The sequence below is a fragment of the Streptococcus sp. HMSC071D03 genome (assembly GCF_001812125.1).
Lineage (GTDB): Bacteria > Bacillota > Bacilli > Lactobacillales > Streptococcaceae > Streptococcus > Streptococcus pseudopneumoniae_N.
In genome coordinates this window covers 19,883-30,107 of record NZ_KV807740.1, presented here as the reverse complement: position 1 = coordinate 30,107, position 10,225 = coordinate 19,883, and the positions used below count along the sequence as shown (strand labels likewise).

10 protein-coding genes are annotated in these 10,225 nt (G+C 36.9%); all 10 read right to left on the bottom strand.

All coding sequences use genetic code 11. The features are described 5' to 3' along the window. Positions 1 to 2,307, bottom strand: a 2,307-nt coding sequence (locus HMPREF2837_RS04555) for a YSIRK-type signal peptide-containing protein (protein ID WP_148131813.1), incomplete at its 3' end; no start/stop codon positions are given. Positions 2,308 to 2,776: 469 nt separating this feature from the next. Continuing rightward, positions 2,777 to 3,172 carry a YtxH domain-containing protein gene (locus tag HMPREF2837_RS04550; RefSeq protein WP_049548284.1) on the bottom strand — a complete coding sequence of 132 codons (396 nt, stop codon included), beginning with the start codon at positions 3,170 to 3,172 and terminating at the stop codon, positions 2,777 to 2,779. 15 nt (positions 3,173 to 3,187) lie between these two features. Continuing rightward, a complete protein-coding gene (locus HMPREF2837_RS04545; protein WP_049548283.1) occupies positions 3,188 to 3,571 on the bottom strand; it encodes a DUF948 domain-containing protein in 384 nt (127 codons plus the stop codon). Position 3,572: 1 nt separating this feature from the next. Beyond that, complete coding sequence (gene lgt, locus HMPREF2837_RS04540; protein ID WP_049548282.1) at positions 3,573 to 4,361, bottom strand: prolipoprotein diacylglyceryl transferase; 789 nt, start codon at positions 4,359 to 4,361, stop codon at positions 3,573 to 3,575. Beyond that, on the bottom strand, positions 4,354 to 5,289 hold the full coding sequence (gene hprK / locus HMPREF2837_RS04535) for an HPr(Ser) kinase/phosphatase (protein ID WP_049548281.1): 936 nt from the start codon (positions 5,287 to 5,289) through the stop codon (positions 4,354 to 4,356). The genes lgt and hprK overlap by 8 nt, the downstream gene beginning before the upstream one ends. Before the next feature lie 129 nt (positions 5,290 to 5,418). Then, positions 5,419 to 5,595, bottom strand: coding sequence for a 30S ribosomal protein S21 (gene rpsU / locus HMPREF2837_RS04530; protein ID WP_000048054.1), 177 nt, complete (start codon positions 5,593 to 5,595; stop codon positions 5,419 to 5,421). 437 nt (positions 5,596 to 6,032) lie between these two features. Continuing rightward, positions 6,033 to 6,740 (bottom strand): glucosamine-6-phosphate deaminase, encoded by a 708-nt coding sequence (locus HMPREF2837_RS04520; protein ID WP_049548279.1) that lies wholly within the window; start codon positions 6,738 to 6,740, stop codon positions 6,033 to 6,035. 525 nt (positions 6,741 to 7,265) lie between these two features. Beyond that, complete coding sequence (locus HMPREF2837_RS04515; RefSeq protein WP_049548278.1) at positions 7,266 to 7,901, bottom strand: SGNH/GDSL hydrolase family protein; 636 nt, start codon at positions 7,899 to 7,901, stop codon at positions 7,266 to 7,268. 1 nt (position 7,902) lies between these two features. Continuing rightward, the gene (locus HMPREF2837_RS04510) at positions 7,903 to 8,730 is read right to left on the bottom strand and encodes an HAD family hydrolase (protein WP_049548277.1); all 828 of its coding nucleotides are present in this window, start codon (positions 8,728 to 8,730) and stop codon (positions 7,903 to 7,905) included. A gap of 21 nt (positions 8,731 to 8,751) precedes the next feature. Continuing rightward, positions 8,752 to 10,071, bottom strand: coding sequence for a CapA family protein (locus tag HMPREF2837_RS04505; RefSeq protein WP_075230677.1), 1,320 nt, complete (start codon positions 10,069 to 10,071; stop codon positions 8,752 to 8,754). Positions 10,072 to 10,225: the final 154 nt, after the last annotated feature.

Here is a 10,225-nt window from a genome sequence, read left to right as displayed (position 1 = left end):
TTCAATTGGCGTTTCTACTACTTTGTCCTTCGCTCCCACTTTTACAACTCTAGCTATTGTTAGAGTTACGACTTCTGGTTTGCCTTTTGATGGAGTTAGGGTTCCATTTACTGGATTTACGCTATAGGTTGTGGTGACTTTAGTTTGTCCTGCTTTCCCTGGAAATTGAACGGTAACAGTACCTTTTGGACTGTTCTCATCTTTTAAATAAACTGGTTTGGGTTCAACTGAATTATACTCAACTATATCCTTCGCGCCCCCTCTATTGACTACTTCTTCCTTCTCAGCCGAAGTAAGACTGCCAATTTTTGAGTCTACTGTGTAGCTCGTTGTCTTCTTAACAACGTCGTCTCCTTTTTTAATGTATTCTACTTCATCCTTGGCTGCGACTTTGACAACTGTTTCTATTGCCGGTTGCTTAACTATTGGTTGTCCTACATGTTTAATAAGATCTCCAGTTTTAGGATTTACACTATAAGTTGTTGTTACCGTCTGTTTCCCAGTTTTTCCAGGTGCTTCAACATTATCTTGTCCTTTTTCGCGTGTATCATCTTTTACGTATTTCTTAGATGATGGGATTTCTGTTGTTTCTACTTTGTCCTTCGCACCATCTTTCTTGAACATTTCATCAAGTGTATTTTTAGTAATCTGTCCTGTATCAGGATCCTTTATACTAACAGTTGTTGACTTAATGATGTCATCTCCGCGTTTACTATATACAGTAGTTTCTCCAAATTTTTCTAGAGACTTCGCTGTAGTAATCTTAGGATTTTGAAAACCTATCCCATCTAAGGAAATTCGTTTCCCAGAAATAAACTCTGGTCGTCTATTAATCATATCGGCTTCAAAATAAGAACGGGAACTATGCCCTCCTTTTGTATCCCCAACATTTATAACAACATCACTATCATTACTGACACTTTTTCCTATAGTAGAATCATTATTAACTATATAATGTGTCATTTTCCCAGACTTAGCTATGTTTTTGCTATCTAAACCTTTTTGCCAAAACGCAGATGATGAGAGAAGACCTGTCCTCACTTTTGGAGCATTAAATGTCGTCCCTTTTTTTAATACATTATTATAAAAGTTTCTATAAGCCAGCTGTTCTTTAGTAGACATGACTCTGCTGTCAGAATATGCCAACTGATAGGCTTCAACCATTGCCCGTTGTACTAAATATCCTCCCAGAGAATGTCCTGTTAGATAAAGGTTGGTGATACTCTTATCCTTAGCTAATTCACGCATAATTTCTTCTGCTTCTATCGCCTGTTTAGGATTACTCCCTGTTCCAAGTGTTATATCAGCACCTATATCTTTAGAATCACTAGTCCCACGAAATGCTAGTACCTGGGCAGTTCCATTTGGTAAATATAAGAAATCGCTCTTAGTCTCAAATAATACAGCATCAAGTCCACTGGATGTATGATAACTTTTCTTTCTTTCCCAATAAGGTCCCAATTCCCTATTCATCATCATATATTCATAGCGTGGTTTACTTTCACCTTTCTTTTTGTATAACTCTGCTTCTGTTAAAGGTCTCTTATGATCCAGTACTCTGTCAATGTACTTATCGTCACGGTAAGCCAATTCCATGAACATAATCATATCACGTTCACTTACATTCCATTTTAATTTTTCATCTGGCTTTTCGTCACTATCAATAATCCCATCACCATCAGTATCCTCTAGTAACGGATGACTATTATAACCTACATACTTTTTACCATTTTTTTCATATATATAAACTTCTTCTTTATCCTTCAAGTAATCATCATCTGTATAACCTTCTGGATTTAACTTGGGACCATTAACTAACAAACTATCCAGTTGATCACCTTCTGAACCGATTATTCCTGCTTTGATTTTTTTAGCATCTTCCTCAGTCAATTCATATTTTTTAATCTCAGTAGGATTTGATGCTGCTCTAACCTCTGGAGCACTTGATCTGTCTTCACCAGCCACCAAAGTAGTTGCCGTCGAATTGATATTTTCCTTACCACCGGAAGTATCTAGAACTGTCTCTTTTGTAGCTACTGTTGAAATCTCTTTAGCATCTATCTCAGAAGAAGCATTGTTTCGATGTTCTGAGATACTTTGAGCTTCTTCTTTGATCTCCACAGTCGGCAGAGAATTGTCAGTTTCAGAATTAACTTCTATCCCTGTATTATTATCATTATTATTTTCCGTAGAAGCTAAGACTCCTTGAGTTGGAGCAAATAAGGAAACCCCTATTAGTACAGATGCCACTCCAACAGAAAACTTTCGAATCGAAAAACGTTGGCGTTTATTAAAGATATCTTTCATGTTACCCAATTCCTTTTTAACTATCATTTCTATATATAATATAGAAGGTGTCAACATTTTCTGTTAACAAAATCATACTTTTTTATTTTCCTAAAATTTAGGAAGTTTACTCTACTTTAATACATCACATTTTAAATCCTTTCAATCTTTAAATAACTATTTGTTGTAATAGCTAAACCCAGTCCCCCTGTTAATCAGGCGTGTTATTTAGGTTACGGACAGAACCGCTAATTTTAGACTTCCAAACAACTCTGTAAAAAATAACAAGGTTATCTTTTTCTCTTTTATCATCTAGGTACATTTCCCCATCCATATGAAGATCAATAACTTGCTGTTAAAATTTCAGTAAATTAAGAAAGAAATCTAAATATTGCACTTTCTATACTGCCATTATATCACAAAGAGTTCATTAAAGGAAAAAAATCACCATTCTTGATTCTCTAGAAAACCAAGAAATGGTGATTCTATGTTAATTTTCTTGAAGCTCGATGACAATTTCTTGACCATTTTCTTTTTCTTCCACAACTACTTTCTCTTCCAGTTGTGATTTAAAATGATTCAAGGTTTCTTTTGAAGCTTCAGTCGCTTGTTGAGCATGATATTTTGCTTTATCAAGAACAGTGTCAAGAGTAATTTCCCCAGATTCAATCTGCTCTTTTGTTTTAAGAACAAATTCTTTGGTTTGTTCTTTGACATCCGTTAATTTTTCACAAACCTGCTCTTTAGCATACTCAGGATCTTCTTTTAGATCTTCTAAAAATTCTTGTGCTTGGCTTCTAACTTGTTTTCCTTTGTCACTTGTTAGAAACAAGGCTGCAGCAACACCTGAAACAGTTCCTAGAAAGATAGATGATAGTTTACCCATTAGCTTACTCCTTTTTTATTTTTTGAAAAATTTACTTGCAAGACGAAGAGCTGACAGACTTGCACCAGTCTTGAGTGTTTTTGAACCAGCTGATGAAGCTTTCTTGCTCAAAACACGCGCTTGATCATTAAGGTCTGATACAGAAACAGACAAATCAGCCACTGCTGTAAAGAGGGGGGCAATCGTTGCCACTTTAACGTTGATATCATCAACCAGAACATTGACCTTTGTAAGCAATTCATTTGTTTGATGAAGAGTTACATCTACATCTGATGTTAAAGTTTTAACAGTTTTTTCAGTTTCATCAATTACACGACCAACTTTTTGAAGGGTAATAATCAGATAAACTAAAAATACAACCAAGGCAATTGCCACAATAATATAAGCCACTTCTAACATTTTAATTCTCCTTTTTTACATTATAAAATGGTGCTTTTTCCCGATTTTGATAAAAAATGATATAAATACCAAGGCCAATCAATAGCGCAGACAACCACTGAGATACTCGAAGCCCAAAGAACATGAGACTATCCGTACGCATGCCCTCGATAATCATACGTCCAAATCCGTACCAAATTAGATAAAAGGCAGTAATATGACCACGACGGATATTCTTTAATCGGCGTCTAAAAATGACAATCAAGGCAAAACCGATCAGATTCCAGATAGATTCGTATAAAAAGGTTGGTTGGCGGTATGAGCCATCAATATACATCTGATTCTTAATAAAATCAGGTAAGTAATCAAGATTTTCAACGACTGCTCCATAAGCTTCTTGGTTAAAGAAGTTTCCCCAACGCCCTAAACTCTGAGCAATCATGACGCTCGGAGCTGCAATATCTAAGAAATCCCAAGTATTGATTAATTTGCGATCAGCAAAGATATAGAGAACAATCGCTCCAGTAATTAAACCGCCATAAATCGCAAGGCCACCATTCCAAATAGCAAAAATCTCTCCCAGATGTTGGCTATAATAATCAAATCTAAAAATAACATAGTAGAGTCTAGCACCAATGATGGATAAAGGAAAGGCAATTAAGATAAAGTCCAAAATATCATCAGATAAAATCTTCTTTTTAGGCGCTTCTTTACTGGCAAGGTATACCGCTAAAACAAGACCTGAAACAATGCAGAGTGCATACCATCTAACAGCTAAAGGGCCAATTTGAAAAGCAATTGGATCAATCATCTTTCACCTCGTTCTTTGCAATCAGATTTGTCAATCTTTCTTCAAACAATCGAGTAGCATCAAAGCCCATTTCCTTAGCACGATAATTCATCGCTGCTGCTTCGATAACGACAGAAATATTACGTCCTGTTTTTACAGGAATGCGGATACGTGGAATGGTTACTCCAGAAATCTCCAACTCCTCAGCATTATTACCTAGGCGATCAAAAGTCTTTTGCGTGTCATAATTTTCTAGATAGACAGCTAACTGAACTTGTGAAGAATCCTTAACTGCACTGGCACCATAAAGACTCATCACATCTATAATACCAACACCACGAATCTCAAGTAAATGCTTCAAGATTTCAGCTGGTTCACCCCAGAGAGTCATTTCATCCTTAGCAAAGATATCTACACGGTCATCAGCTACCAAACGGTGTCCTCGTTTCACGAGTTCTAGACCTGTCTCACTCTTACCAATACCACTGTCACCCTGAATGAGCACACCCATACCATAGATATCCATCAAGACACCATGTACACTTTCACGCTCAGCCAAACGAGAATCTAGGTAACTTGACAATTCCCCAGACAGACGACTTGTTGCTGTACGACTCGTTAAAATAGCGATTTTACATTCTCTAGCAGCCTTTAGCATTTCCTCTGGAACTACTAAACCACGCGCAACAATAACTGCAGGTGTTTCTGGTTGAAACATCTTTTTCAAAACCTGGTAGCGGTTATGAGAAGACATACTAATCAGATAAGACCACTCTTTCATTCCCAAAAGTTGAATCCGCTCTGGAGTATAGTAGTCAAAATACCCCGTCATTTCAAGCCCTGGTCGCGTAATATCCGCAGTATTGATTTTCTTTTCAAGTAATTCAGGCTCACCATAGACAATGTCTAGTCTGAGCTTATCAATCACTTCTTTGACTAAAACTGACATAATTTTCTCCTTCAATCAAGTTCTTCCCTCTATTATATCAAATTGTAGTAGGAAGTTTCAGAATTTTGCAGGATTTATAGGATTTATTTAAAGCAAAAAAGACTAGATTACTCTAGCCTTTCTTATTAATTAGAATTTTTTACGTTTACGAGCTGCTTCTGACTTACGTTTACGTTTTACAGAAGGTTTTTCATAGAATTCACGTTTGCGTGTTTCTTGAAGAGTACCAGCTTTAGTAACTGCACGTTTGAAACGACGAAGAGCATCGTCAAGAGATTCATTCTTACGTACTACTGTTTTAGACATTTTTTTCACTCCCTTCAAGTTCAAGATCTATTCTATTTTACACGGAATAAAGAAAATTGTCAAGAAAAAAATGAAATTCTCCCAAATCATTCCATTTAAAATTTACAAGATTTTACCATTATGTCTAGCCTAGTTCTCCACTTCTAAAGTTTGTTCTAAACGAACACTTAATTTTTTAATTTCTACCCCCATGTGGTCTAGGTACTCCCAATAATCTGACGGTAGATCAGAAATAGATCCTTTACTTGACCTAAACTAATAGCTTCCAGATTTGCTAAATACTGACATAAAGCAGAAAGTGCAGAACAATCAAATTTGTCTTCGTCATGTAAAAAATACAAAAAATTTTGATTTTCATCCCTTATCATATTTGAAATATATCCAAACCAAAAAACCACCCAATCCATAGGATCGAATGGTCTTTAATGATAAAAATCTTATTTCTTTAACAAGCTGAGTGCTGCTGCATCTGCGATAATGGTCACATCTGGATGGTTTTGCAGGCTGCTTGCTGGAAGACTTTCTGTCACAGGACCTTCAACAGTTCCAGCGATAGCTTCTGCTTTTGATTCACCATAAGCAAAGAGAAGGATAGACTTAGCATCCAAAATGTTCTTAATACCCATTGAAATAGCTTGTGTTGGAACATCTTCAATCTTCTCAAAGAAGCGCGCGTTAGCTTCGATTGTAGACTGGTCAAGCTCTACAAGGTGAGTTTGGCTATCAAATGGTGTGCCTGGTTCATTAAAGCCAATATGACCATTGCGACCAATTCCTAAGATTTGTAGGTCAACTGGATGGTCAGCAAGAATTTGGTTGTAGCGTTCTACTTCTGCTTCTGCATTATCCTTGACACCACGTGGCAAGAAACTTTCTTTAAATGGTTTCTTGTTGAATAGATTTTCTTGCATAAAGTAACGGTATGATTGAGGATTGTCCCCATCAAGACCTACGTACTCATCCAAGTTCACACTTGTAAGATTTGAAAAATCAAGATCGCTATCAACGATTCGTTGGTAAAATTCCAAAGGGCTACTTCCTGTTGCAAGTCCCAATGTTTGTGCACCGTTTTCCAATTTTTCTTTTAAGATATCAAAAGCAACTTTTCCACCTTCAATTGGATTTTCCACTTGAATAACTTTCATCTTTTCATCCTCCGTTTCAATCTATATTCATTATATGGTATAGACCAATTTTTGTCAAGTGAAAACGATTTATTTTCGTTGAAAATATGACAGTAGGCTCAAAATAGCTACTGTCTTGTCTCATTTGATTCTTAAAATCTTGATAGACTTGACAAATAGTAGGAAAGAGCCAAAAAAAGCTCGATAATATTTGTAATAGGCAAATTCCTATAGATATTATGGAGCTTTTTATTGTATCGACTTATCAAATGAAGAGCAGATAGTAGATTGCATACAGAATAGTGCACTGTGACTTCTAAAACATTGCTAGAAATTGATTTGACTTCCTTAATCAATTTATCCAGATTTTATTTCACTTCACTATACTTTCAAGGTCTATTATTTAGTATATCCTCCGACAGGTGAATGGTATCATCAACTAACATGAGATCGCTAGCATTGAGAGAATTTTTTTAATAATATTAGCAACATATTTATTTTACCAAAAATATTAATCATAAAAAATCTTGTTCATCTATACTGAACCTAGAAAATATATTTTTTTAGAGTACTTGATAAAGCCTGGTAACCAGAGACGCTGAGGTGAAGGCCATCTGTTGTGAAGTCTGACTTAAGTTGACCTTTCTGATCTAGTAAGTTCTCAAAAACAGGCACAAATTCAACCTGCATATAGGCAGAGGCTAGGTCTTGATAGGCTTGGTTACACGCCTTGATTTTCTCATTGGTACGAATATACACTGTCTGTTTAAAATCCTCACCTTCATTGACAGGCAAGATGGAAACTAGCTTTATCTGTGACAGTGGATAATCACGAGAAATGGTTTGAATCACACTCTCGAGATTGGTCAGCGTTTGACTCATTGGAATATCTTTTCCAATGTCATTTGTCCCAATCAAAAGTACAATTTGATCCACTGCATCACCATAGAGGTGGGCATCAAGGTTATCTAGTAAAAGTCCGGTCTGATAACCACGAATCCCTCTATTCACAATGGTCTTTGTTGTCCCTAGTAATTCTTGCAAGGGAAAATACTCAACAATAGAATCTCCAATAAAGATGATATCTGGTTCGATTACTGCAATTTGATTGAGTTCACGATACTTGGTTTGAATTTTCTCTTGCTCTTTTAAGAGCCAGTTTTCTAATAGTTGTACTGCCAAGTTATTCTCCTTCTTCTAGCCAGTTTTCTAAAACTTGGTAAACCCCTGCCTGACTGTTTGCTGGCGCTACTTCTGTCGCAATTTCCTTGACTCTATCCTCTGCATTTTCCATTGCGTAAGAAATACCTGCCAACTCTAACATTTCAATGTCATTTTCACTGTCTCCAAAAGCCATGATTTGTTCAGGTTTTAAATTCCAACGTTTGAGCAATTCTTCTAAGCCCCAAGCCTTATGAATCCCATCTTGTAAGATATCAATACAACCATATCCACTAGAAACAGCTCGCACATGCCCATCAAATAAGTCATTGATTTCCTGTAAAACCGAATCGGATCGTTCTTCACCAACAACCATACTCATCTTGAGAACACCACCGAAGAGTTTAGAGTCAAATTCATCGACGAAGTGCATCCTTTGATAGAATTTCTCAATCATCTCCGGAGTCATGAATTTATCAAGTTCGGTAAAGACAGTGCCTTCCTTGACAAATCCACCATTCATAGCAGTTACGACAAACTGATCCTGGCACTCTCTGCCTTTAAAATGAGCTAAAGCTCTATCAACCATAGCATCATCCCAAGTCTGAGCTTGAATCAATTGATCATTTTCGAATATACGAGCACCATTAGCAACCACAAGAACGACTCTCTCTGCTAAATGCTCCAATAATTGTCGCATTCGATGAACTTCATTTCCCGTTGCAATGACAAAACGAACGCCACGTTGATCTAACTGATCTAAAATTTTCTCTAGTCGAGGTAGGTCCAGTTGTCCTTGAGGATCCAACAAAGTACCGTCCATATCCGTCGCTATTATCTTAATATCCATCTTGCTCCTCTTTTAATGTCACTACCACTTCAAACCTACATGCTCGTTCATTTCTTTATAGGCTGTATCAATCCGTTCCTTGGTGGCCTCGTCTAACTGACTTCGGTATTTCCCGCCCTCTATAAAATCTTCCAAGATATAGGTTTGATAAAGATAGAGTGGGTAGCCTTCCGGAGAATAGCCTCCCTTTGGAGTACGACTCACCCAACTTGGATGAGCTTGAGCCGTCTCAATAGTCGTTTTTCCGGATTTCTTCTTAATAGTCACATCCATGAGGACTCCACGTTCCGTCCACTTGGCATTTTCAACATCCTGCATGGTTTCAATCCGTTGATTTGAGATAAAATTCCCCATAGAGTAGATGATAAGCTTTTTATCACCGTCTTTTTCAACCGTTTCAGCTGGTTCAACAACGTGAGGGTGACCACCAAAGATAATATCAGCTCCCCAATCAATCATTTTATGGTAAAGTTTCTTTTGCTCCTCAGTCGGCTCAATTTGATACTCAACTCCCATCTGAGGCATGATAATTGTAATATCCGCCTCCTTCTCTGCTCGTTCAATTTCAGCCTTCATTTTATCTTCGTCTAAGTCTGAAAGATAACGATTATAATCCTCTTGAGAAATGCTTTGTTCAATGCCGTTAAAACCATAGGAATAAGCTAAAATAGCAACTTTAATACCATTAACTTCCTTGATAAGTAAAGGTGCCTTATCTCGGGATTCATGGGTATAGACCCCGACCGGCGTCATTCCTGCCTTTTCAATAGCATCTGCAGTTGAAACCACGCCCTCAATCTGAGAATCTAAGATATGATTGTGAGCCAAGTCTAGCACTTGATAGCCCGCATCTTTTATAGCGTCCATGACTTCACCAGGCGCATTAAACAAGGGATAGCCTGCAAGATAATGGTCTTTATTTACAGTTCCTTCAAAATCACCAAGAACTAAGTCTGCTTGCTTAAGCCAAGGTTTTACATACTCAAAATTATCATGAAAATCATAGGTGCCATCTGATTTTTTGGCTGAAATGTAGATAATGTCATGATAGAGCAAATCACCATTTGCCATGATACGCGCACTCGTTTCTTGTTCCGTCTCTGCATTCTTTGCCTGAGAACTTGACTGTTGGTGTGTGGAACTTGGATCACTACTGCTTAAAGAAATCCCTCGAGCTCCTTCTACTAATAAAGTAAGCATCATCGAGATAACTACCGAAGTTAACAAGACCACAATAAAAGTGCGATTATTCCACTGCTTATAGTTCCTGAAAAACCGAACAGTATTTCTAATAGCTTGTAAAACGGGACCATTTTTTCTTCTACTACTACGTTGTTCCATAACTTTTCTCCCATAATTTTAAAGTCATATTTCTTATTCTATTATACCACAGACAAATAGGTATTTCCTTTTATTATATTATTTTTTAGCAACTTCTGTGACTTTCTTTCTCATCTGTTTTGTGTTATCATGTAATTGTAATGGAAGGAAAGGA